The 22,673-nt window shown below is 72.0% G+C and carries 18 protein-coding genes, 1 tRNA gene and 1 pseudogene; 8 read left to right on the top strand and 12 right to left on the bottom strand.

The genetic code is table 11. From position 1 onward, the window contains the following. Nucleotides 1-100 precede the first annotated feature (100 nt). The gene (locus AB0P35_RS26515; protein WP_363515209.1) at nucleotides 101-1,555 is read right to left on the bottom strand and encodes a CHAP domain-containing protein; all 1,455 of its coding nucleotides are present in this window, start codon (nucleotides 1,553-1,555) and stop codon (nucleotides 101-103) included. 108 nt (nucleotides 1,556-1,663) lie between these two features. Continuing rightward, nucleotides 1,664-2,908, bottom strand: coding sequence for a transglycosylase family protein (locus AB0P35_RS26510; protein WP_363515206.1), 1,245 nt, complete (start codon nucleotides 2,906-2,908; stop codon nucleotides 1,664-1,666). A gap of 482 nt (nucleotides 2,909-3,390) precedes the next feature. Here AB0P35_RS26510 and AB0P35_RS26505 point away from each other — a divergent pair, with 482 nt between their 5' ends. Together AB0P35_RS26505 and AB0P35_RS26500 are read left to right on the top strand one after the other, a co-directional pair. Next, on the top strand, nucleotides 3,391-3,828 hold the full coding sequence (locus AB0P35_RS26505; protein ID WP_363515203.1) for a peptidase inhibitor family I36 protein: 438 nt from the start codon (nucleotides 3,391-3,393) through the stop codon (nucleotides 3,826-3,828). Between the two features lie 66 nt (nucleotides 3,829-3,894). Then, entirely contained in the window at nucleotides 3,895-4,809 is a 915-nt protein-coding gene (locus AB0P35_RS26500) for a hypothetical protein (protein WP_363515200.1), read from the top strand. A gap of 78 nt (nucleotides 4,810-4,887) precedes the next feature. Here AB0P35_RS26500 and AB0P35_RS26495 read toward each other — a convergent pair. Then, nucleotides 4,888-4,959, bottom strand: a tRNA-Val gene (locus AB0P35_RS26495). Between the two features lie 242 nt (nucleotides 4,960-5,201). Between AB0P35_RS26495 and AB0P35_RS26490 the strand changes: the two genes are divergently transcribed. From AB0P35_RS26490 to AB0P35_RS26480, 3 genes are all read left to right on the top strand, one after another. After that, the gene (locus tag AB0P35_RS26490; RefSeq protein WP_363515219.1) at nucleotides 5,202-6,383 is read left to right on the top strand and encodes a hypothetical protein; all 1,182 of its coding nucleotides are present in this window, start codon (nucleotides 5,202-5,204) and stop codon (nucleotides 6,381-6,383) included. 74 nt (nucleotides 6,384-6,457) lie between these two features. Beyond that, nucleotides 6,458-6,958 carry a DUF4442 domain-containing protein gene (locus AB0P35_RS26485; RefSeq protein WP_363515197.1) on the top strand — a complete coding sequence of 167 codons (501 nt, stop codon included), beginning with the start codon at nucleotides 6,458-6,460 and terminating at the stop codon, nucleotides 6,956-6,958. A gap of 25 nt (nucleotides 6,959-6,983) precedes the next feature. Beyond that, on the top strand, nucleotides 6,984-7,205 hold the full coding sequence (locus tag AB0P35_RS26480) for a zinc ribbon domain-containing protein (RefSeq protein ID WP_363515194.1): 222 nt from the start codon (nucleotides 6,984-6,986) through the stop codon (nucleotides 7,203-7,205). Between the two features lie 108 nt (nucleotides 7,206-7,313). Here AB0P35_RS26480 and AB0P35_RS26475 read toward each other — a convergent pair whose 3' ends face one another. From AB0P35_RS26475 to AB0P35_RS26465, 3 genes and pseudogenes are all read right to left on the bottom strand, one after another. Then, entirely contained in the window at nucleotides 7,314-8,168 is an 855-nt protein-coding gene (locus AB0P35_RS26475) for an HAD family hydrolase (RefSeq protein ID WP_095875018.1), read from the bottom strand. Continuing rightward, nucleotides 8,168-10,689, bottom strand: a pseudogene (locus tag AB0P35_RS26470) (phosphoribosyltransferase). Before AB0P35_RS26470 ends, AB0P35_RS26475 begins: the two are co-directional and overlap by 1 nt. Nucleotides 10,690-10,753: 64 nt before the next feature. Next, the gene (locus AB0P35_RS26465; RefSeq protein ID WP_095875017.1) at nucleotides 10,754-11,920 is read right to left on the bottom strand and encodes an HpcH/HpaI aldolase/citrate lyase family protein; all 1,167 of its coding nucleotides are present in this window, start codon (nucleotides 11,918-11,920) and stop codon (nucleotides 10,754-10,756) included. Nucleotides 11,921-12,240: 320 nt separating this feature from the next. Between AB0P35_RS26465 and AB0P35_RS26460 the strand changes: the two genes are divergently transcribed. Beyond that, nucleotides 12,241-13,254 carry a TerD family protein gene (locus AB0P35_RS26460; protein WP_363515190.1) on the top strand — a complete coding sequence of 338 codons (1,014 nt, stop codon included), beginning with the start codon at nucleotides 12,241-12,243 and terminating at the stop codon, nucleotides 13,252-13,254. 57 nt (nucleotides 13,255-13,311) lie between these two features. Here the strand turns inward: AB0P35_RS26460 and AB0P35_RS26455 are convergent, their stop codons facing one another. After that, nucleotides 13,312-14,055, bottom strand: a complete 744-nt coding sequence (locus tag AB0P35_RS26455; protein WP_095875015.1) for a Tellurium resistance — start codon at nucleotides 14,053-14,055, stop codon at nucleotides 13,312-13,314. A gap of 318 nt (nucleotides 14,056-14,373) precedes the next feature. On the opposite strand from AB0P35_RS26455, the gene AB0P35_RS26450 reads away from it, so the two are divergent. Next, nucleotides 14,374-15,438, top strand: a complete 1,065-nt coding sequence (locus tag AB0P35_RS26450; RefSeq protein WP_095875014.1) for a DUF2637 domain-containing protein — start codon at nucleotides 14,374-14,376, stop codon at nucleotides 15,436-15,438. 68 nt (nucleotides 15,439-15,506) lie between these two features. Here the strand turns inward: AB0P35_RS26450 and AB0P35_RS26445 are convergent, their stop codons facing one another. The 5 genes from AB0P35_RS26445 to AB0P35_RS26425 all read right to left on the bottom strand — a co-directional run bounded on the left by AB0P35_RS26445 (nucleotide 15,507) and on the right by AB0P35_RS26425 (nucleotide 19,401). Continuing rightward, entirely contained in the window at nucleotides 15,507-16,601 is a 1,095-nt protein-coding gene (locus tag AB0P35_RS26445; RefSeq protein ID WP_095875013.1) for a DUF475 domain-containing protein, read from the bottom strand. A 54-nt stretch (nucleotides 16,602-16,655) separates the two neighbouring features. Next, nucleotides 16,656-17,231 carry a TerD family protein gene (locus AB0P35_RS26440; protein ID WP_095875012.1) on the bottom strand — a complete coding sequence of 192 codons (576 nt, stop codon included), beginning with the start codon at nucleotides 17,229-17,231 and terminating at the stop codon, nucleotides 16,656-16,658. Between the two features lie 269 nt (nucleotides 17,232-17,500). Then, nucleotides 17,501-18,076 (bottom strand): TerD family protein, encoded by a 576-nt coding sequence (locus AB0P35_RS26435; protein WP_095875011.1) that lies wholly within the window; start codon nucleotides 18,074-18,076, stop codon nucleotides 17,501-17,503. A gap of 181 nt (nucleotides 18,077-18,257) precedes the next feature. Then, nucleotides 18,258-18,716, bottom strand: coding sequence for a peroxiredoxin (locus AB0P35_RS26430; RefSeq protein ID WP_363515184.1), 459 nt, complete (start codon nucleotides 18,714-18,716; stop codon nucleotides 18,258-18,260). A gap of 247 nt (nucleotides 18,717-18,963) precedes the next feature. After that, on the bottom strand, nucleotides 18,964-19,401 hold the full coding sequence (locus AB0P35_RS26425) for a DUF3052 domain-containing protein (protein ID WP_095875009.1): 438 nt from the start codon (nucleotides 19,399-19,401) through the stop codon (nucleotides 18,964-18,966). A 521-nt stretch (nucleotides 19,402-19,922) separates the two neighbouring features. Here AB0P35_RS26425 and aceE point away from each other — a divergent pair. Further along, complete coding sequence (gene aceE, locus AB0P35_RS26420; protein ID WP_363515180.1) at nucleotides 19,923-22,673, top strand: pyruvate dehydrogenase (acetyl-transferring), homodimeric type; 2,751 nt, start codon at nucleotides 19,923-19,925, stop codon at nucleotides 22,671-22,673.

Here is a 22,673-nt window from a genome sequence, read left to right as displayed (position 1 = left end):
GCTGCCCGCGCCGTCGACGCCGATCACGAACGGCACCCGGGTGCGCTCGATCCGGCCGTCGGCGTGCTCCAGGACGGCGGTCGGCCGCGGTCGAGCGGTGTCAGCTGGTGACGGTGGCGGTGATGGCCTTCGCGCCGCCGGCACCGCCGGGGACCTCCGTCCAGTCGGTCCAACGGCCGGCGGAGTAGTCGGCGTCGCGGGTGTAGACCCGGCCGTCGGCCGCCACCGCGAAGAAGTGGCTGGTGTTGCCGACGGACGCGCTCGTCAGCGACTTGAAGGTGCCGCTGTCCATCTTCGTCCAGGTCGACCACGTGCCCGCGGCGTAGTTGGCGTCGTTGTTGTACATCGCGCCGTCGGAGCCGATGATCTCCACGTGGGCGTTGTTCGCGGTCACGGTCGCGGTGACGGCCTTCGCGCCGCCCGCGCCGCCGGGGACCTCGGCCCAGCCGCTCCACGTGCCCGACTCGTAGTCGGCGTCGCGGGTGTAGACCCGGCCGTCGGCCGCCACCGCGAAGAAGTGGCTGGTGTTGCCCGTGGTGGCACTGGCCAGCGAGACCAGGTTGGCGCTGTCCATCCTCGTCCAGGTCGACCAGGTACCCGCGGCGTAGTTGCCGTCGTTGTTGTACATCGCACCGTCGGAGCCGATGATCTCCACGTGCACGGTGCTGCCGGTGGCCGTCGCCGTGACGGCCTTCGCACCGCCCGCACCACCGGGGACCTCCGCCCAGTCGCTCCACGTACCCGCCGCGTAGTCGGCGTCCCGGGTGTAGACCCGGCCGTCCGTCGCCACCGCGAAGAAGTGACTGGTGCTGCCCGTGGAGGCACTGGCCAGCGAGACCAGGTTGGCGCTGTCCATCCTCGTCCAGGTCGACCAGCTGCCCGCCGCGTAGTTGCCGTCGTTGTTGTACATCGACCCGTCCGCCCCGACGATCTCCACGTGCGCCGTACCCGTCCCCGGGGCAGGGGAGGTCGAGCCGCCGACGGGCGAGATGTAGCCGCTGATGGTCTGGCCCCAGGGTCGGGCGCCGACACCCCAGTTGGTGGTGGTGTTGGAGGTGACCCGGCCGTCCGGGTACTGGCTGGTGGCCTGGTTGCCGCCGGTGACGGTCACGCTGCCGCCCGAGACGGCGGTGACGATGGCGACGTGGTCCGCCCAGTCGGCCGAACGGTTGTAGTTGAAGACCACGGCGTCGCCGACGCTCGGAGTGCTGTGCAGGGTGCCGTACTTGACGCCGTAGTCGTAGAAGTCCCTTGCCGCGCCGCTGAGGTAGCCGAGGTGGCCGGCACCGGCCCTGGTCCAGGCCCAGCCCGCGAAGTCCGCGCACCAGCTGTGGGCCTTGTGACCGCCCGAACCACAGGAGTTAGAGGTGCCGTCGCCGCTCGTGTAACCGCCGTGGGCGCACGGCCCGTTGCCGATCTCGCCGGTGACCACGGAGGCGACGGTGGAGCCGGTGGAGGCGTGGGCCGGGGTGGCCGCCAGGGCGCCCGTCGCCATCAGGGCGGCCAGGGACGGGACGGCGAGGGTGCGCAGGACGGTGCGGTTGATCGAGGGCATGGCTGTCTCCTGAAGAGTGTGATCGGTGAAGTCGTTTGCTGTTCGGTGGCGTTGACGGCCCTGAGGGCGCCGGGCAGGCGCCGTTCGGGCGCCGCTCGGGCGGCGGTGTCAGCCGGTGATCGCGGCGGTGACGGCCTTCGCGCCGCCCGCGCCGCCGGGGACCTCGGCCCAGTCGCTCCAGCGGCCCGCGGAGTAGTCCGCATCGCGGGTGTACACCCGGCCGTCCGCCGCCACCGCGAAGAAGTGGGCGATGCTGCCCGCCGCCGCACTGGCGACGGCCTTCAGAGCGGGGCCGTCCATCCTGGTCCAGGTCGACCACGTGCCCGCCGTGTAGTCGGCGTCGTTGTTGTGCATCGCACCGTCGGAGCCGATGATCTGGACGTGCACGGTGCTGCCGGTCGCCGCGGCGGTGACGGCCTTCGCACCGCCCGCACCACCGGGGACCTCGGCCCAGTCGCTCCAGCGGCCCGCGGAGTAGTCCGCGTCCCGGGTGTACACCCGGCCGTCCGCCGCCACCGCGAAGAAGTGGCTGGTGCTGCCCGTGGTGGCACTGGCCAGCGAGACCAGGTTGGCGCTGTCCATCCTCGTCCAGGTCGACCAGGTACCCGCGGCGTAGTTGCCGTCGTTGTTGTACATCGCACCGTCCGCCCCGACGATCTCCACGTGCACGGTGCTGCCGGTGGCCGTCGCCGTGACGGCCTTCGCACCGCCCGCACCACCGGGGACCTCCGCCCAGTCGCTCCAGCGGCCCGCGGAGTAGTCCGCATCGCGGGTGTACACCCGGCCGTCCGCCGCCACCGCGAAGAAGTGGGCAGTACTGCCGACCGACGCGCTCGCCAGCGACACCAGATCGGCGCCGTCCATCCTCGTCCAGGTCGACCAGCTGCCCGCCGCGTAGTTGCCGTCGTTGTTGTACATCGACCCGTCCGCCCCGACGATCTCCACGTGCGCCGTCCCGCCGGACGGGGTGGCGCCGCCCGAGCCCTGCGGGTAGGGAACGGCGGTGTCCGACCCGAGCCCGTTGGAGGCACCGCAGTGCGGCCAGGCACCGGGCCCCTGCGCGGCGAGCACCTTCTCCGCGATCAGGATCTGCTGCTGCTTGGTGGCCAGGTTCGCCTGCGGCGCGTACTGGCGGCCCCCGTACGCGGCCCAGGTGCTCGAACTGAACTGCAGGCCGCCGTAGTAGGTCGGCGAGGTGTTGCTGACCCTGGTCCAGATCCCACTGCTCTCGCACATCGCGACCTTGTCCCAGGTCGCGACGGACGCCGCGTGGGACTGACCGGCGGCGGCGACCGGAGCGAGCAGGGCGGCGAGCGAAGCCGCGGCAAGCATGAGGCGGCGGGACTTGGGCATGGCGGTCTCACAATCGGTACGGGCCACGAGGCATCGACGCCCGGACACGGGCGGGAACATCTCCGAAGGATTCGCCCAGGAGGACAGCGATCTGACGATCAGTCAGATCTGGCCTCGGGCGGATACGGCGGACGGTGGCGACGGCACTCCGACGAGCGCGCCCCGCGGCGGCACGTTCCCCGGCCCTTCGCCTGCCGGCCGGTCTCCCCGGCTGACGGATACGAGCTTCGCCGCAACGCGCGGCGGAGGGAAGATCTTTCGGGTGGACCCAACCGGCCATGGCCGCTTCGGTCCCGGAAAGGGGCGGGCCGACGCTACGGAGACGATACGGTGATCATGAAATCCTCAGCTGCGGATGGGCGCTGACCTGCGACAACTCCACCGGAGAGCGGGAATCGCGCCCGTCCGGACCCGATCACCGTCCAGCACCTGGGGAAGCAATGCTCTCTGTCCGTAAGGCACTTGTCACCGCATCAGTGGCGATGTCGGCACTTGTCGGCGCGCTCGCCACGGCCTCCCCGGCGAGCGCGGCGATCACGGTCAACACGAACACCGACTGCGACGCCCAGTGCATCGTCCTGTACTTCAACACCGGCTACGCCGGCTCGCACACGGCGATCCACTCCTCCACCCCGGACGGCGGCGAGGGCATCTACAACCTGGCCGACTACACCTTCCTGAGCGGCGGCAAGGGGCAGGGCCAGGGCCTGAAGAACAACGCGGCCTCCGCGAAGGCCCGGATCTGGAGCATCGACTCCAGCGTGACGATCTACTACAACAGCGGCTACTCCGGCCCCTGCGACAAGTTCCGGAGGACCGAGTACCCGGCCGCCTGGCAGCTCTCGAACACCTACAACGAGAACGCCTCGGTGTACTTCCGGAACACGGCCGTCAGCCAGAACTGCGCCGACTTCGGCTGACCCGTCGTGAATTCGTGGCGGTCGCGCGCTCCGCGCGGCCGCCGTGCCTCTGTGGGGAGAGATGCAGTGGTGCTGGGACGACAGGGTTCGCCGGCCGGCGCGGCACGCACACTCGTGCTCGTCGCTGCCGCGCTGACGGCGACGGCCTCCTGTTCGGCGGCCGGCGGCCGGAGCAGCGACCGGCAGCCGGAGGTCCGCCCCTCGGCCGTGGCCCCGGGGCGAGTCCCGCTGCCCATCGACGGGTTCGCCCTCACCGCCGACGAGTCCTACGCGGTCGATCGGGCCAAGGTCCTGCTGACCAACGAGTGCCTGCGCGGGTTCGGCCTCGGCTACCGGGTGCCGGAGAACCCGCCGCCGGCCGCCGAATCCCCCAGGCGCTACGGGATCACGGACCGCGAGGCCGCCCACGACCGCGGGTACCACCTCGCCCGGTCGGCCGGCCGGCCCGCGGCCCCCGCGGAGCCCACCGAGGCACAGCAGGCGGTCCTGCTCGGGGTGACCCGCACGGGAGAGCCGCTGTCGACGGGCCCCGACGGCCGCCCGATCCCGACCGGCGGCTGCTACGGCGACGCCGAGACCCGACTGGACGGCGGTCCGCGGCCCGAGTCCGACATCGCCGCCGCCTCCGCGATCGACACGGACGGCTTCAAGCGGTCCCTGGAGAGCCCCGCGGTGGTGAACGCCTTCCGCGCCTGGTCGGCCTGCATGGCACGCCACGGCCACCGCTACCGGGACCCGATGGCGTCCGTGGGGGACCCGGCCTTCGACACCGCCGAGCCGACCGAGCAGGAGAAGGCCGTGGCGCTGGCGGACCTGGACTGCAAGACCGAGACGGGCCTGCTGCAGACCTGGAGCGCCGCCGAGGCGGAGATCCAGACACACCTGATCGGGGAGAAGTCCGCCGTCCTGGCCAGGCTGAGCGCCTTCCAGAAGCGCAAGATCGGCACCGCCCGCGAGGTGATCGCCCGCCTGGGCGGGTGAGGATCGACTTCGGACACCCGGATGCCGAAAAGCCCCGGACCGGGACCGGTCCGGGGCTTTCGTGCTGTTCGCAGCCGGTGGGCGCAGACGGTTTCGAACCGCCGACATCCGCCTTGTAAGGGCGGCGCTCTACCGCTGAGCTATGCGCCCGTGCCGCGGCACACGGGGGTGCCCGGGTGCACGACGGAGGCCTAGCGTACCTGGTCCGGGGGGTCGCCCGCCGCCACCGTCCGGATGGCGTCGGACGGCGGGTCCCGGGCGGTCGGGGCGATCGGGAAGAATGGGCCTGGATCAGGCGTACGAGCAGCAGGGAGCGCGTGGTGAGGGTGGCCGGCGGTGGCGGCGGGCGGGGCGGCTGGTTTCGTCGGGGCGAGGGGGCGCGCGCCGAGGCGATGGCCGCCCGGGACGCTGCGCAGCAGACCTTCTACGAGCTCGACTCGGCGCAACGCGACGCCCAGCTCGCCCTGGAGACGATCCGCTCCGCGGAGGACGGTGCCGCGGCGGGCCGCGCGCAGGCCGACTTCGGGGCGCTGACCGCGCGGATCAACGAGGTGACGGTCGGCTACCTGTCGGCGCTGGACGCGTACGACCTGGAGGACCCGGAGCTGGAGGCCGCCGCCGCGGGGCGGGCGCGCCGCCAGCTGGACCAGGCGAAGCGGGACCTGGAGGCGCAGCGGGTCGAGCTGGACGCCTTCGTGCGGCGGCTGCAGCCGCTGGTGGAGCACGCGGAGTCGCAGCTGATCCGGGTGGCGCCGGCGGTGGAGAAGGCCCGGCAGGCGCTGTTGGCGGCGACGACGGCGCTGGAGGAGGTGCGGTCGGCCGGGCTGAAGGCGGACGACCTGGCGGCGCGGCTGGCGGAGCTGGGCCCGGAGCTGACCCGGATGAACGAGGGGGTGGCCCGGCACGGGGTCCCGGCGACGCTGCAGCGTGCGCAGGAGGTGGCGCGGCGGGCGGAGGCGGTCCGTGAGCAGGCGGCGCAACTGCCGCAGCGGGCGCGGGACATCGACCGCCGGGTGGCGAGTCTGCGGACACGGGTGCAGGCGCTGGAGACCCGGGCGGGCACGGTGGAGCCGGCGCTGAGCGAGCTGCGGCGGCGGTTCTCGGTGGCCTGCTGGCAGGACCTGCAGCGGGTGCCGGCACAGACGGCGGAGGCGGTGGCGACGGCCTCGGGCAAGCTGGCCGAGGCGGCGCGGGCCCGGGACGAGCAGCGCTGGGCGGACGCGACCGGCGCGATCGGGACGGTGCGCGCCGTGCTGAAGACGGCGGAGGAGTCGGTGACGGCGGTCAACGACCGGCTGCGGCAGTTGAACGAGGTCTCGCACGATCCGCACAAGGAGATCGAGCGGGCCCGGTTCGCCCTGCGGGACGCCCAGCGCCTGGCCATGACGGGCCGCCAGACGCCGGACCCGCGGCACGCGGCCCCGCTGGACGCTGCGGTGGCCCGGCTGGACCGGGCGGTGGCCTCGCTGGAGGAGGCGGGCCGGCACCCCGACTACTGGCACTTCCTCACCGAGCTGGCGGCGGTGCGGGAGACCGCGGCCGAGGTGGTGACGATGATCCGAGGCCCGCGCTAGGGCCGGTCGGGGGCGCCCGCGGACGTGACCCACACCACATTACTCGCCAGTAACTTACTGCTAGAGTCGCGCCCATGGCACGCAAGCGCACGCTCACCGCAGCCACCTTCCGGCGCGGCATCAACCTCTGGCCGCCGTTCCTGTTCGCCGGCATCAAGGTGCTCGCGGTCGACGACGACTTCCGCACCGCGAAGGTCCGGCTGCGCCTCGGGCGGCTGAACCGCAACTGGGTCGGGACGCACTTCGGCGGCTCGATCTTCGCCATGACCGACCCGTTCTGGATGCTGCTGGTGATGCAGAACCTCGGCTCGGACTACTACGTCTGGGACAGCGCCGCGGAGATCGACTTCGTCTCCCCCGGCCGCGGCGACATCGTCGCCGATTTCGTCCTCACCGACGACCGGCTGGCCGAGATCCGCGAGCTGACGGCCGACGGCGGCAAGGCGCTGGTCTGGTTCGACACCGAGGTGCTGGCGGCGGACGGCTCGGTGGTCGCCCGGGTCCGCAAGCAGGTCTACGTGCGGCCGAAGCCGGAGCGGACCGCGCGGGCCGAACCCGTCGGTACTGCCGTCTGAGCGGCCGCGTCGGTACCCTGCCGCTATGCCTCGCTACGACTTCCGCTGCCGCTCCTGCGGAGCCACCTTCGAACTCCGCCGCACCATGGCCCGGGCCAACGACCCCGCGGTCTGCCCGGAGGGCCACGCCGACACGGTGAAGCTGCTCTCCACCGTCGCCGTGACCGGCGCGGCGAGCGGCGGCGCCGCCGCGGCCCCCGCGCCGAGCGGTGGCGGCGGGTGCTGCGGCGGCGGCTGCTGCGGCTGAACGGCGAACATAGAACGCCGGACGAAGAACGCAGCACGTAGAACGCAGAACGTAGAAGATCGGGCCCGGCCGGGCGGCCGGGCCCGTACAACGGGCTGACGGAACGGATCAGGCCCGGACGGCCGCCCCGGCCCGGACGCGCTCCAGCATCCGCCGGACGATCTCCTCGCCGGCCGCGACACCGATCTGGGTGAGCGCGGTGACGCCGGGCGCGGTCCAGCCGGTGTCGGCGAGTTCGCCGTGGCCGGGGCGCCAGCCCGCGTCGGCGGCGAGCAGCAGCTCGGCGTCGAGCAGCGAGTCGCCGGCGGTGAGCACGGTGGCCGCGCCCGTCCGGCGCTCTACCTCCGCGAGGGCCTCGCTCTTCGTGAGCGGGGCCGGCACCGCGTAGACCTTGCGGCCCTGGAGGGAGACCGTCCAGCCGCGCTCGGCGCACCAGCCGGTGAGCTCCTCCAGCCAGCCCTCGGGCAGGTCGGCGCGCTCGACGACGAGGTAGGCGAAGAGGTCCTCGGCGACCCGGCGCTTGTGCGTCCACTCCGGGTCGGCGCTGATCGCCAGGTGCTCGACGACCTCGGCGAGCGGGGCGCTGGCGGCGGCGAGCCGGCCGCGGACCTCGGCGTGCCAGTCGCGGTCCCAGACGCCGTCGACCAGCACATGGCCGCCGTTGGCGCAGATCGCGTACTTCGGGATCCACCCGGGCGTCGGCCCGGGCAGGTTGACCCGCTCGTACTGGGCGCGGGTGCGGGTGGTGGCGGGCACGAAGACGGCGAGCCGGGTCAGTGCCACGAGCAGCTCGGCGGCCTGCTCGGTCATGAACGAGAGCGCCCGGCCGTCGTTGACCTCCACCGAGAGCAGCCGGGGGGCGAGCCGGTCCGGCACGTCCAGGGCGAGTGCCCGGTTGGAGTAGATCAGGGTGCGGTCGAGGTCGCTCGCGACCAGGAACTGACTCGGCTGCTGATTCGGCATCAACTTTCCTTCGTGAGAACTTCGCCGCCCTCGGCGGTCTGCACCGCCGTGCCGTCGGCACCGGTCGCCCCGCGGGAGTAGCGGGGGTGGATCAGGCCCACGCAGGAGTAGGGCAGGCCGTCCACCTCCTCCACCGGGACGCCGCGCTGTTCGGCGAGCAGCCGGACGTGGTCGAGGTCGGCGCCGGCACCGCGCCGGGCCAGCACTCGCCAGGGCACCCGGCGAAGCATGACGCGGGTGGTCTCGCCGACCCCCGGCTTCACCAAGTTGACGTTGTCGATGCCGTACTCGGCACTGATCCGCTCGACGGCCGCCCAGCCCTCCCAGGTGGGCGTGCGGTCCTCGGCGGCGAGTGCGCCGGCGGAGGCCTCCGCCGCGGCCCGGACGGCCGGGAAGTGCGCCGAGACGGCGGTGAGGAAGTCGTTCGAGACGTCGGCGCCGGCCAGGTCGCGGTAGAACTTGGCGCCGTGGAAGTCGTCCGGCCCGATCAGGTCGGCGCGCAGCACGGTGCGCGAGATCAGGCCGGAGACGGTGGAGTTGAGGCAGGCGGACGGGATGAGGTAGTCGTCCCGGGTGCCGAAGGTGCGCACGCAGCGGCCGGGGTCGGCGAGCACCGCGAGGTCCGGGTCGAAACCGGTGCCCTTGAGCGCCTCGTCGAGTTCGCGGGTGATCGCGCCCTTGCCCGTCCAGCCGTCGACGAAGACCACCGAGGCCGGGTCGTGGTGCGCGGCGAGGTGGCGCAGGGCCACCGTGTCGATGCCGCGGCCGCGCACGATGGAGACGGTGTAGTGCTTGACGTCCAGGCCGTGGGCGAAGCCCAGCCAACGGCGGATCAGCACGCCGACCGGGGTGCCGGCCCGGGCCAGCGAGGCGAGCACCAGGTGACGGCCGCGCTCGCGCAGCAGCGTCTCGGCGACGGTGCCGACGGCCAGCGCGATCCGCTCGGCGGATTCGGCGAGCGCCTGCCGGTACAGCTCCTGGTACTCGGGGCTGGGCTGGTACTCGATCGGCAGCGACTCGGCGTAGTGGGCGCCGCCGGACTGCACGGCCTCCTCGCGCTCCTCGGTGGGCGCCTCCAGGGCCACCCCGGAGAGGTCCTTGAGCAGCCAGGTCACGTCCTCGGCCGAATACGAGGAGAACGCGGGGCCGAACAGCGGCGCGGGCAGGGTGGTCGTCATGGTCGCCTTACGTGGGGGAGGTGCGCTGTCGATGGTGGGGGGCGGAGGCGTCAGCGGGGTGACCCGGGCCGGTACGCCGGGAGAACGGCGAGCACCACCTGGTCGGTGACGGCCCGCAGCTGCCGCAGCAGGGCGTCGGGGCCCTCGTGCAGGGCGGGGGTGTCGCCGGGGGTGTCGACCACCAGGACGACGGCGTCGAAGCGGCGGGCGGGGTCGGTGCCGGGCGCGACGTTGTAGGCGTACCGCTCGGTGGAGCGGTCGGCCGGGTCGTCGTGGGCGGGGAAGGCCAGCCGGGTGCGGATGGCGTAGCCGGGGTCGTCCACGGCGAGCACCGGGGAGCGGGTCGTCGTGGAGAAGCGTACGCGGTCGCCGCCGAGCCGGTCGGCGAGCGCGCCGGCCAGGCGCAGCGGCGCGTACATCAGCTCCTCGAAGCCGAGGACGAGGACGCGGCGGTGCTCGGCGAGCAGCTCGGCGAGCGGGGCGGCGAGGTCGGGCAGGGCGGTGTCGAGGCGGTGGCGGTGGTCGCGGGTGAAGCCGTGCCGGCCGCCGTCGGGCAGGTCGGCGGGCCAGTCGAGGACGGCCCGGTGTACGGGGGCGAGCGGGCCCTCGGGCAGCGGCGCGGCGGCGGGCTGCGCGTCGACGATCTCCTGGGCACGGGCGAGCACGTCGGCGGGCAGCCGGACGCCGCCGGTGGCGGTGGCGACCAGGTCGACCCGGGCGCCGAGCTCGGCGGCGGCCTTGTCGAGGCGCTCGCGGTCGGCCTGGGTCCGCAGGTCGACCAGGGCGACGACCACGTACCGCTCGCGGGGGTGCGCGGCGTGCAGCGCCCGGACGGTGTTGAGCACGGTGTTGCCGGTGGAGAACTCGTCGTCGACCAGCACCAGCGGGCCGTCGCCGGCCAGCAGCTCCGGGTCCTCCGGCAGCAGCAGGTGGGAGGTGGCGTGCGAGTGCTCCTCCTCGAAGCCGCCGACCGGCTCGACGCCGTCGACCGGGCGGCGGGTGGAGTGCAGGTAGGGGGCGTCCAGGCCGTCGGCGACGCTGTGGCCGAGCGCGGTGGCGGTCTCGGCGTAGCCGAGGACGACCGCGCGGGCGGCCTGCTCGTCGCCGAGCAGCTCGCGGACCCGCCGGCCGAGCTCCAGGCCGGCGCCGTGCACCACGGCGGGGTGCTGGGGCACGTGCTTGCCGAGCACGTGGGAGACCAGCAGGTGGGCGCGGCGCGGGTTGCGGCGCAGGGCGAGCCCGATCAGCTCCCGCAGCTCCGGCGAGCCGGTGAGCCCGATGCCGAGCCGGTCGGTGACCCACTGGCCGGTCCAGGGCGCCGGGGCGGCGTGCTGTGCTGTCAAGGCTCCTGCTTTCGGTGGTGCGGCGGTGCGGTCGTGCATGGGTGCCGCGGTGCGGCGGGCGGGGTCAGCCGCAGAGGCAGGCGCCGAGCAGTTCGGCGAAGCTGACGTCCTCGCGGGCCACGCCGAAGACCTCGGCCCGCAGCAGCACCCGCTCGGCCCAGGCGCGGTGCGGCTTGGCCTCGTTCATCTTGTTGGTGTACGCGGAGCGCAGCACGCCGCCGCCGTCCCGGCTGAGGATGTCCCGCGCGTCGGAGTACTCCTCGTGCGTGACGACCGAGAGGGCGTGCACGGCGGGCACGTGGCTGGGGTGGATGCAGGTCTTGCCGAGCAGGCCGTTGGCCCGGTCGAGTTCGATCTCGCGGATCAGACCGTCCAGGTCGTGCTCGATGATGCGCTGCCGGACGCCGTCGGCCGGCGGGTGCGCCTCCGCGAACGGGGTGCGGCGCAGCTGCGGCTTGAACATCCGTTCCTGTACCGGGAAGTACTCCCAGACCGGGCCGGTCACGGTGTAGCCGGTGCCGTCGGCGCGGCCGAGCACGTTGACCACGTCGCCGATGACGCCGGCCACCAGGGCCACGTCGTAGGCGGTGAGGTCGGGCGAGCGGCGCAGCCCGTACGCGGAGCACAGGTCGGTGACGCCGAGCCGGACGGCGAGGATCCGCTCGCGGTGCTTCTCCAGCAGCCGGGCGATCGAGAAGAGCTCCTCGCGGCGGGTCTCCAGGTGGGCGAGCTCGGGCGACTCCAGCACCGGCATGGCGAACAGGCGCCGGCCGGAGCGCTCCTCGGCGGCGGTGAGCGCCTCCAGGAAGGGGCCGCCGCTCTCCTCGGTGAACTTGGGCACGACGAAGCCGGCCAGCAGCCGGACGGCGGGGCCGAGGCGCTCGGCGAGGTCGGTGATCTGCCCGGCGGCGCGGACCCGGACGAACAGCAGCGGCAGGTCGGTGTCGCCGGCGGCGGCCAGCCCGCCGAGCTGGGCGACCAGGTTGGCCTCGGCGGCCGGCACCTCGTGGTCGGCGATCGCGTCCTCCAGGCAGAGCACCATGGAGACCACGCCGCGGGCGGCCTGCTTGCGGATGTCGGCGGCGAGCGTGGTGCGGGTGGCCGGGCTGTAGAGGGTGGCGCCGAGCGCGGTGGAGAGCACCGCGGCGTCGCTGTCGAGCCCGAAGGCGACCGGCTGGTGCAGGAAGAGTCGTTCGCGGACGTCGTCGGCGAGGTGGCCGAAGTGGCGCAAGCTGCTCTCCCTGTGATCGTGGTGACGGCCCGGTCACCGGGCGGGATTCGGCTGACGTCCCGACAACAGGGACGAACGGCGGGGCCCGATGGTTTCGCGGGTGGGGGCGGCGCGGTCGCCCTCGCGTCCGCCGCGTCGCGTTCGCCGAGGTGGGTGGTGTACCGGGAGCCGTTGGCCGCCAATCGTACGGTCCTTCAGGGCTTTGCAAAGACCTGAAACATCGAATTCTCGGAAGGTTACCCGGTGCGACACAAAACCCCCCGCCGGGGCGGTGCCGGCCCGCATTGTCCGCGGGGGGCGGGGCCGGGCAGGATTGGGGCATGACGCACGTGATGGCGAAGGGCGCCAACATCCCACTGACGGCCGCCGCGGTCCGCGCCGTGCTGCGCTGGTCGGCGACGCCTGGCGCACCCGACGTGGACGTCTCCGCGCTGCTGGTCGCCGCCGACGGCAAGGTCCGTTCGGATGCCGACTTCGTCTTCTACAACCAGCCGAGGCACCCCACGGGCCTGGTGCGCCACGTGCCGAAGCAGCAGGCGGGGCACGGGGACGAGGTCTCGGACGCGGTCGAGATCGACCTCGGCCGGCTGCCGGAGGAGATCGAGCGGGTCGTCCTGGCCGGCTCCTCCGAGGAGGGTTCGTTCCCGTCGGTGCCGCGGCTGCGGGTGCTGGTCTTCGACGCCGGGGCCGGCGAGGGAGCCGATCCTCTCGCCGAGTTCCCGGTCACCGACAGCGGGGACGTCACCGCGCTGGTCGCCGGCGAGTTCTACCGGCGGGCCGGCGGCTGGAAGTTCCGGGCGGTCGGCCAGGGCTACGCCACCGGTCTGAGCGGCCTGGCCACCGACTACGGCATCGCCGTCGAGGACGGCGAGGAGATCGCGGACGCGCTGCCCGCCGCGGCGCCGGAGCCGGGGCCCGAGCCGGCCGCCCCCGCGGCGGAGCTGCCGGAGGAGCCGGACATCTACACGCTGGCGCCCGCAGCACCCGCCGCGGCCCCGCTGCCGCCGCCGCCCAGTGCCCCGCCGACCGTGGGCACCCCCGCCCCGCCTCAGGCGCCCGCCGGGTACGGCTACCCGCAGCCGGCCGCCGCCCGGGCGGGCGGGTACGGCTACCCGCCCGCTCCCCCTCAGCCGCAGCCCCCGCAGGGCGGCGGGTACGGCTACCCGCAGCAGCAGCCCGGGTACGGCTATCCGCAGCAGCCCCCGGCGCCCGGCTACGGGTACCCGCAGCAGCAGGCGCAGCCGCAGCCGCCGGTCCCTCAGCCCGACCCGCAGCCCGGCGGGGCACCGGGCTTCGCGCTGCCGCCGCAGGGCCCGCAGTTCCAGCCGCGCTGACCTCCGGGGCGCGCGGCCGTGGCAGCGCGCCCCCGGATGCACCGGATCGGGCCGGTCTCAGGCGGCCGGCCCGGTCGGCTTCTTGTAGCCGCGCTGCCACTGCATGCCGAAGCCGTACAGCCGGTCCAGATCCGACTGGAAACCGTGCACGTAGCGGACCTCGCGGCGGACGGTGAGCTGCCCGTCGCCGGAGTTCTCGATCAGCACCACGGCGCAGGAGCGGGCGGCCGGCGCCCGCTCGTCCAGCTTGATCTCGATCCGCGGACCGGTCTGCGGCACGATCGTCACGGTCGCGTGGGTGTGGCCGAAGGCCGGGGTGTCGTCGTAGATGTAGACGAAGATCAGCAGCCGCCGGAACTGGTCCTTCTTCTCCAGGTTGACGTACATCGTCTCGCCGGACGGCGCGCCGTAGACGTCGTCGCCGCTCAGCTTGATGTACGGCGGCCGGTTGAGGTCGCCGAAGTAGCCGCCCAGCGGCTGGACCACCCCGCGGGTGCCGTCGGCCAGCTCGTACAGGCAGGCCAGGTCGAGGTCGACGCTGACCGGTGCGCGGTCCAGCGACTGGGGGGCCATCGGCCGCAGGTTCCGCAGGTCGAACAGGGTGCGCAGCCCCCCGCCACCGCCGCCCGGGCGACCGGCCGAACGGGTGGTCCAGTGCAGGTTCACGTACAGATATCCGGTGGTCGCCGCCGCGCCGGTCAGCGCGTGCTGCGGTTGGGACTTGGTCAGCGTGACCTTGAACTGCCCCCCGGAGTCCACTCCTCTGCGGTCTCCCTTGAGGAACTCCCAGACCGAGACCATGGCGTCCGCCCTCCCCCTCTCCCGGCCTTCCGGCCGGTGATCGCCCTCCGTCGTGCGTCGTGCTCGTATCGTCCCATCAGAGCAATACCCCGACGGCGACGATGAGCCACCGTCAGTGCTCCGCCTGGCGGGTGATCGCCGCCTCCCGTACCATGCCGGGCCTTTGGACGCGATATCGTCGGTGCCGCACAGGTGTCCCCGTCGTCTCGTGCGGTGGCGTCCACGACGCTTCGTCAGGACCTCGACCCGCTCGGGCCGCCTCCTGTGCCCGACCGCGTTCCATCCCCCTGTCCTGCGGAATTCGAGGCCCAACCCACGATGAACCTCTCCTCCATACAGCTGGTCTGGGCCGTCATCGGCGGCGCAGCCCTGCTGTTCACCGCCATCCTGGTGGCCGTGCTGCGTGTCAAGAACAACAAGGCGGACGAGAACACCGACTCCTGGGAGCGCAGCGAGGAGCGCCGCCGCCGCAAGGAGGCGGTGTACGGCGGCGCCTCCTACGTGCTGCTGTTCTGCTGCGCCGGTGTCGCCGCCGCGCTGTCCTTCCACGGCCTGGTCGGCTTCGGCCAGCAGAACCTCGGCCTCTCCGGCGGCTGGGAGTACCTCGTCCCGTTCGGCCTCGACGGTGCCGCGATGTTCTGCTCGGTGCTCGCCGTGCGCGAGGCCAGCCACGGTGACGCGGCGCTCGGCTCGCGCCTGCTGGTCTGGCTGTTCGCGGTCGCCTCGGCCTGGTTCAACTGGGTGCACGCGCCGCGCGGCGGCTCGCACGACGGTGCCCCGGAGTTCTTCGCCGGCATGTCGATCTCGGCCGCGGTGCTCTTCGACCGCGCGCTGAAGCAGACCCGCCGGGCGGCGCTGCGCGAGCAGGGCCTGATCCCGCGGCCGCTGCCGCAGATCCGCATCGTCCGCTGGCTGCGGGCACCCCGCGAGACCTACGCGGCCTGGTCGCTGATGCTGCTGGAGAACGTCCGCAGCCTCGACGAGGCGGTCGACGAGGTCCGCGAGGAACGGCAGTCCAAGCAGGAGGCGAAGCTGCGGGCCCGCTCGGCGGACCGCCGCGAGCGCGCCGAGCTGAAGGCGATCGCCCGCTCGCAGGGCGGCGTGCTCTCCCGGGCCCGCGGCGGCCGCCAGGTGCCGGCGCTGACCGCGGCCGGTGCGGGCGAGTCCTCCGCTTCGGAGCCTGCCCTAGCCGACGAGGACCCGATGGCGAAGGTCGGCCCCTCCGCGCTGGAGCCCGCCGCCCTCACCGCCGGCCGGCGCCCCCGCGCCGCCGTCGGCAGCTCGTCCAGCATCGACCTGACGCTGGACGAGGACACCCTGGCGATGCCGAAGCTGGACTCGCTGGAGCGCAAGCTCCGCGCGATCGAGCAGCAGCTCGGCTGATCCGTCGTACCGCGCGAAGGGCCCCGCACACCGAGGTGTGCGGGGCCCTTCGCGTGCTGCGGGGCGGGTCAGACCGAGGTCGTCTCCGGTTCCGAGGTCTCCAGCGCCTGCTCGCGCCGGTTGCGGACCACCGAGGAGGCCAGTGCCGCGCCGATGAAGCCGACGCCGATCAGGCCGGTGACCAGCTCCGGGACGTGGTACTCGATCGAGACCAGCAGGATCAGCGCCAGTGCGCCGATCGCGTAGTGCGCGCCGTGCTCCAGGTACACGTAGTCGTCCAGGGTGCCCTTGCGGACCAGGTAGACGGTGAGCGAGCGGATGTACATCGCGCCGATGCCCAGACCCAGGGTGATCATGAAGATGTCCTGGGAGATGGCGAAGGCGCCGACCACACCGTCGAAGGAGAACGAGGCGTCCAGGACCTCCAGGTAGAGGAAGAGGAAGAACGCGGCCTTGCCGCCGACCTGGATGATCGACTTGCCGGTCTTCTCCGCCTCTTCCTCGGCGGCCTCCTGCTCCTCTAGGCCGGACTCGAAGACGCCGGACAGGCCGTTGACCGCGAGGTAGGTGGCGAGGCCCATCAGGCCGGCCAACAGCACCGTCTCGGCGTGCTCGGCCGCGAACAGGCGGGAGGAGAGCGCGAGGACGACCAGCGCGATGACCGAGGAGAGCGCGTCCAGCTTGCCGATCTTCTCCAGCGGCTTCTCCAGCCAGCGCAGCCAGTTGAAGTCCTTCTCCTCGAAGATGAAGTCGAGGAAGATCATCAGCAGGAAGATGCCGCCGAACGCGGCGATGGCCGGGTTGGCCGCCTCCAGGTAGTCGGCGTAGGTCTGGCCGTTGTAGGTCTTGCTGGAGTCCAGGGCGAGCTCGATGACCGTGCCCGGCGCCAGGTGGGCCGTCAGGCCGACCACCAGCAGCGGGAAGATCAGGCGCATGCCGAAGACCGCGATCAGAACGCCGACCGTCAGAAAGATCTTCTGCCAGAAGGGGTTCATCCGCTTCAGGACGGTGGCGTTGACGACCGCATTGTCGAACGAGAGGGAGATCTCGAGGATCGAGAGGATCAGCACGACGCCGAACCCTTCGGCCCCCCAGATCAGGCCGGCAGCGATCAGGCCGACGATCGTGATGGCGAAGGACCATCCGAATGTGCGGAGGAACACGGGGTCAGTTACCTTTCGATTTCATGTCCACGGGCGTGTTTTCGGCGGCGGACTTTACTGGACGTTTACTCCGAAATCCAGGGCGATGCCGCGCAGGCCGGAGGCGTAGCCCTGGCCGACGGCGCGGAACTTCCACTCGCCCTGGTAGCGGTAGAGCTCGCCGAAGATCATCGCGGTCTCCGTGGACGCGTCCTCGGTGAGGTCGTAGCGGGCGATCTCGCGCCCGTCCGTCACGTTGACCACGCGGATGTAGGCGTTGGACACCTGCCCGAAGTTCTGGATCCGGGCCTCGGCGTCGTAGATCGACACCGCGAAGACGACCTTGTCGACCTGGACGGGCACCAGGTCGAGGTTGACCTGGACGACCTCGTCGTCCCCGTCGCCGTCGCCGGTCAGGTTGTCGCCCTGGTGCTCGACCGACCCCTCGGGGCTGCGCAGGTTGTTGTAGAAAATGAAGTACTCGTCGCCCAGCACCCGGCCGCCGCCGCACAGCAGCGCGCTGGCGTCCAGGTCGAACGGTGCGCCGGTGGTCGAGCGGGCGTCCCAGCCCAGCCCGATCTGCACCTGCGTCAGGTTGGGCGCGGCCTTGCTCAGCGAGACGTTGCCGCCCTTGGCCAGCGTGACACTCATCTGGTTCCTCCCAGTCCCCCCGTCCCCGGGGCTCCCTCTCTGCCGGGCCGGCTCCGGCCTGCGGCCGGCACGACGGGACGTACCCCAGATCTACGCCCCCGCACCGCCGCGCGATCCCGCACGCCGGCCTGAACTTCCTGAACTCCCCGCCCGCACCGCGGCGGACAGGCAGCGGCCGGGGCCGGTACGGGAGTGCACCCGTACCGGCCCCGGCCAAGAGTATGCAACCGCCTCCGCGGTCAGAGCTTCACGCCCCGGTCGTCGACGCCTCAGACGTTCACGCCGAAGTCCTGCGCGATGCCGCGCAGGCCGGAGGCGTAGCCCTGGCCGATGGCGCGGAACTTCCACTCCGCGCCGTTGCGGTAGAGCTCGCCGAAGACCATCGCGGTCTCGGTGGAGGCGTCCTCGGAGAGGTCGTACCGGGCGATCTCGACGCCGCCGGCCTGGTTGATCACGCGGATGAAGGCGTTGCGGACCTGGCCGAAGTTCTGCTGGCGGTTGTCGGCGTCGTAGATCGACACCGGGAAGACGATCTTGGCGACCTCGGCCGGGACGCCGGCCAGGTTGACCTTGATCTGCTCGTCGTCGCCCTCGCCCTCGCCGGTGAGGTTGTCGCCGGTGTGCTCGACGGAGCCGTCCTGGCTCTTGAGGTTGTTGAAGAAGACGAAGTCGGCGTCGGAGCGGACCTTGCCCTGGTCGGTGCAGAGCATGGCGCTGGCGTCGAGGTCGAAATCGGTGCCGGTGGTGGTGCGGACGTCCCAGCCGAGGCCGACGATGACGGCCGTCAGGCCCGGAGCCTCCTTGGTGAGGGAGACGTTGCCGCCCTTGCTCAGGCTGACACCCACTAGTCCTCCAAAGGTGCGGGAGGCACGTGCTGGTGCCCCCGGTGGTGCAGGTCCGGGCGGCCCCGTACGGGGCACCCGTCCTGCCAACGGCCCGATCGTAGTGCCGGGTTCCCCACCCGCACGCCAGGAAAACCCGGCGCGTCCGGACAACCGTCCGAACGCGCCGACGGGGGCGTGCGACTCAGAGCGCGCCGAGCGCGGCCAGGTACTCCTGCTCGTCGCGGGCGTCCGGCAGGCCGTTGACGACGCTCCAGCGGACGGCGCCAGCCTTGTCGATGACGAAGGTGCCGCGCACCGCGCAGCCCTTGCCCTCGTCGAAGACGCCGTAGGCGCGGGAGACCTCGCCGTGCGGCCAGAAGTCGGAGAGCAGCGGGTAGTCCAGGCCCTCCTGGTCGGCGAAGACGCGCAGCGAGAACGGCGAGTCGTTGGAGACCGCCAGCACCTGGACGTCGTCGTTCTGCAGGCGCGGCAGCTCCTTCTGGATCGCGCACACCTCGCCGGTGCAGACACCGGTGAAGGCGAACGGGTAGAAGACCAGGACGACGTTCTTCTCGCCCCGGAAGTCGGAGAGCTTCACCAGCTCGCCGTGCTGGTTCTTGAGCTCGAAGTCCGGAGCCTGGGTGCCGACCTCGATGGCCATGGTGGGACCTTCCTCATCGTGGTGCCGAGGCCGCGGAGCGCGGCCTCGGGACAGGGGCATCCTTGCATCCGTCCGGGTGGTTTCGGCCGTTCGGGTGAGTCTGGCGGAGGCCCGGCCCCATGGTTTCGCCCTCGGTGAACATCCGCACCGGCGGCAGCCACAACATGCCCCGGCATGCCGCAGGGCCCCGCTGGAGGATGCTCCAGCGGGGCCCTGCGCAGGGTCATGCCGTCGATCGTGCCGTGGGTCAGCGCTTCCCGGAGCGCGCGGCCTTCGGGGTGGCCAGGCGGGTGCCGGCCCAGTCCTTGGCGATCGCGACCGAGCTGGTCTGCGACAGGCCCGCCGTCTTGGCCGCGTCGGCGATCTCGTGCGCCTCGACGTGGCCGTCGCGGCCCGTCTTGGGCGTCAGCAGCCAGATCAGGCCGCCCTCGGCGAGGTACTCCAGCGCGTCGACGAGGGCGTCGGTGAGATCCCCGTCCTCCTCGCGGTGCCACAGCAGGACGCCGTCGGCGACGTCGTCGTAGTCCTCGTCGACGAGATCGCTACCAGTGATGTCCTCGATGCCCTCGCGGAGCTCCTGGTCACTGTCTTCGTCGTACCCCAGCTCCTGGATGATCTGGCCCGATTCGAAGCCGAGACGAGCTGCCGGGTTGGACTTGTCCGCGGGGTCCGCGGTCGCGCTCACGGGAATAACCTCCAGTATTCGGCTCGGCGTCCGTGCCGAGGCTGTGGGCGTAGTCCACACGTGCGCGGCGGTTCGCGCAAGTACCCGACACCCGATCCCACCCAAAGGTTGACGTGGGGAAGGGGGACACGCCGAGTGATGTGGCGAGAATCACACCCGTTTGCCCTTTCCTGCCCCGACCAATCATGCTTCGACTCCTGCCGCAGGTCCAGGACCGGCCGTACACGTGCCCGAGATGCGAACGGCATTCGGGGTCACCGCTCCGGCGGGCGTAGAGTCTCCTGTTGGCCCTCAGCCCGACCGCCCTTCCGGGCGGGAGGAACCCAGGTCGGACCACCTCTTCGTAACACCACACCCGGGGGTGCGCAGAACGGGCGACGAAGCCCGCCGCACACCCCCCGACCGGCCCGCCCACCAGGCGGAACGGTTACCGATCGGTAGAGATGACGGATCTCCGAGTCGCGGTACACGATGGAGGCGGCGCGACACACCTCAGTATCGACCGACAGTGAAGGAACAGCGTGGCTTCCGGATCCGATCGCAACCCGATCATCATTGGCGGCCTTCCGAGTCAGGTCCCGGACTTCGATCCCGAGGAGACCGCGGAATGGCTGGAGTCGCTCGACGCGGCCATCGACGAGCGGGGGCGTGAGCGCGCCCGCTACCTGATGCTCCGCCTGATCGAGCGCGCCCGCGAGAAGCGTGTCGCCGTGCCCGAGATGCGCAGCACGGACTACGTCAACACCATCGCGACCAAGGACGAGCCGTTCTTCCCCGGCAACGAGGAGATCGAGCGCAAGATCCTCAACGCGACCCGCTGGAACGCGGCCGTGATGGTCTCCCGGGCGCAGCGCCCGGGCATCGGCGTCGGCGGCCACATCGCCACCTTCGCCTCCTCCGCGTCGCTGTACGACGTGGGCTTCAACTACTTCTTCCGCGGCAAGGACGCCGAGGGCGAGTCCGGCGACCAGATCTTCTTCCAGGGTCACGCCTCCCCCGGCATCTACGCCCGCGCCTTCCTGCTGGACCGACTGTCCGAGCAGCAGCTCGACGCGTTCCGCCAGGAGAAGTCGAAGGCCCCCTACGGCCTGTCCAGCTACCCGCACCCGCGGCTGATGCCGGACTTCTGGGAGTTCCCCACCGTGTCCATGGGCCTCGGCCCGCTGGGCGCGATCTACCAGGCCCGGATGAACCGGTACCTGGAGCACCGCGGCATCAAGGACACCTCCGACAGCCACGTGTACGCCTTCCTGGGCGACGGCGAGATGGACGAGCCCGAGTCGCTCGGCCAGCTGTCCCTGGCGGCGCGCGAGGGCCTGGACAACCTCACCTTCGTGGTCAACTGCAACCTGCAGCGCCTCGACGGCCCGGTCCGCGGCAACGGCAAGATCATCCAGGAGCTGGAGTCGCAGTTCCGCGGCGCCGGCTGGAACGTCATCAAGCTGGTCTGGGACCGCAGCTGGGACCCGCTGCTCGCGCAGGACCGCGACGGCGTCCTGGTGAACAAGCTGAACACCACGGTGGACGGCCAGTTCCAGACCTACGCCACCGAGACGGGCGCGTACATCCGCGAGCACTTCTTCGGCGGCGACCTGCGGCTGCGCGCCATGGTCGAGAACATGACCGACCACGAGATCCAGCACCTCGGCCGCGGCGGCCACGACCACCGCAAGGTCTACGCCGCGTTCAAGGCCGCCCGCGAGCACAAGGGCCAGCCGACGGTCATCCTCGCCCAGACGGTCAAGGGCTGGACGCTGGGCCCGAACTTCGAGGGCCGCAACGCGACGCACCAGATGAAGAAGCTGACGGTCGAGGACCTGAAGCGCTTCCGCGACCGGCTGCACCTGCCGATCACCGACAAGCAGCTGGACGAGGGCTACGCGCCCTACTACCACCCGGGCCGCAACTCGGAGGAGATCCAGTACATGCACGACCGCCGGCGCGAGCTCGGCGGCTACGTGCCGACCCGCAAGGTGCGGCCGCGCAAGCTGGAGCTGCCCGGCGACGACGCGTACAAGGCGGTCAAGAAGGGCTCCGGCAACCAGACCATCGCCACCACCATGGCGTTCGTCCGGCTGCTCAAGGACCTGATGCGCGACAAGGGCATCGGCAACCGCTTCGTGCCGATCGCGCCGGACGAGTACCGCACCTTCGGCATGGACTCGCTCTTCCCGTCCGCCAAGATCTACAACCCGCTCGGCCAGACCTACGAGTCGGTCGACCGCGAGCTGCTGCTGGCGTACAAGGAGTCCCCGACCGGCCAGATGCTGCACGACGGCATCTCGGAGGCGGGCTGCACCGCCTCGCTGATCGCCGCCGGCTCGTCCTACGCCACGCACGGCGAGCCGCTGATCCCGGTGTACGTCTTCTACTCGATGTTCGGGTTCCAGCGCACCGGCGACCAGTTCTGGCAGATGGCCGACCAGCTGGCCCGCGGCTTCGTGCTGGGCGCCACCGCCGGCCGCACCACGCTGACCGGTGAGGGCCTGCAGCACGCCGACGGCCACTCGCACCTGCTGGCCTCGACCAACCCCGGCGTCGTCGCGTACGACCCGGCGTACGGCTACGAGATCGCCCACATCGTGCAGGACGGCCTGCGCCGCATGTACGGCTCCAGCGAGGAGTTCCCGAACGGCGAGGACGTCTTCTACTACCTCACCGTCTACAACGAGCCCATCAAGATGCCGGCCGAGCCGGAGGGCGTCGACACCGACGGCATCCTCAAGGGCCTGTACCGGCTCAAGGGCGGCGAGGCCGGCGCGATCCCGGCGCAGATCCTCGCCTCCGGCGTGGCCGTGCCGTGGGCCCTGGAGGCCCAGCGCATCCTCGCCGAGGAGTGGAACGTCAAGGCCGACGTCTGGTCCGCGACCTCGTGGAACGAGCTCCGCCGCGACGCCGTCGAGGCGGAGGAGTTCAACCTGCTGCACCCGGAGGAGCCGCAGCGCGTCCCGTACGTGACCGCCAAGCTCCAGGGTGCCGAGGGCCCGTTCGTCGCCGTGTCCGACTGGATGCGCGCGGTGCCGGACCAGATCTCGCGCTGGGTGCCGGGCCAGTGGCAGTCGCTGGGTGCGGACGGCTTCGGCTTCGCCGACACCCGCGGTGCGGCCCGCCGCTTCTTCCACATCGACGCGCAGTCGGTCGTCCTGGCGGTGCTCACCGAGCTCGCCAAGCAGGGCAAGGTCGAGCGCAGCGTGCTGAAGGACGCGATCGACCGCTACCAGCTGCTCGACGTGGCCGCCGCCCACCCGGGCGCGGCCGGCGGCGACGCCTGA

It is taken from the genome of Kitasatospora sp. NPDC085879 (assembly GCF_040686255.1).
Lineage (GTDB): Bacteria > Actinomycetota > Actinomycetes > Streptomycetales > Streptomycetaceae > Kitasatospora.
Note: the sequence above shows the minus strand (reverse complement) of the source record. Positions and strands in the feature narration are given on the sequence as shown.

Excerpts from the sequence above, each read along its gene's own strand:
- AB0P35_RS26515 (WP_363515209.1), bottom strand. The coding sequence starts at position 1,555 with ATGCCCTCGATCAACCGCACCGTCCTGCGCACCCTCGCCGTCCCGTCC.
- AB0P35_RS26510 (WP_363515206.1), bottom strand. The coding sequence starts at position 2,908 with ATGCCCAAGTCCCGCCGCCTCATGCTTGCCGCGGCTTCGCTCGCCGCC.
- AB0P35_RS26505 (WP_363515203.1), top strand. The coding sequence starts at position 3,391 with ATGTCGGCACTTGTCGGCGCGCTCGCCACGGCCTCCCCGGCGAGCGCG.
- AB0P35_RS26490 (WP_363515219.1), top strand. The coding sequence starts at position 5,202 with ATGGCCGCCCGGGACGCTGCGCAGCAGACCTTCTACGAGCTCGACTCG.
- AB0P35_RS26485 (WP_363515197.1), top strand. The coding sequence starts at position 6,458 with ATGGCACGCAAGCGCACGCTCACCGCAGCCACCTTCCGGCGCGGCATC.
- AB0P35_RS26480 (WP_363515194.1), top strand. The coding sequence starts at position 6,984 with ATGCCTCGCTACGACTTCCGCTGCCGCTCCTGCGGAGCCACCTTCGAA.
- AB0P35_RS26475 (WP_095875018.1), bottom strand. The coding sequence starts at position 8,168 with ATGCCGAATCAGCAGCCGAGTCAGTTCCTGGTCGCGAGCGACCTCGAC.
- AB0P35_RS26460 (WP_363515190.1), top strand. The coding sequence starts at position 12,241 with ATGACGCACGTGATGGCGAAGGGCGCCAACATCCCACTGACGGCCGCC.
- AB0P35_RS26455 (WP_095875015.1), bottom strand. The coding sequence starts at position 14,055 with ATGGTCTCGGTCTGGGAGTTCCTCAAGGGAGACCGCAGAGGAGTGGAC.
- AB0P35_RS26450 (WP_095875014.1), top strand. The coding sequence starts at position 14,374 with ATGAACCTCTCCTCCATACAGCTGGTCTGGGCCGTCATCGGCGGCGCA.
- AB0P35_RS26440 (WP_095875012.1), bottom strand. The coding sequence starts at position 17,231 with ATGAGTGTCACGCTGGCCAAGGGCGGCAACGTCTCGCTGAGCAAGGCC.
- AB0P35_RS26430 (WP_363515184.1), bottom strand. The coding sequence starts at position 18,716 with ATGGCCATCGAGGTCGGCACCCAGGCTCCGGACTTCGAGCTCAAGAAC.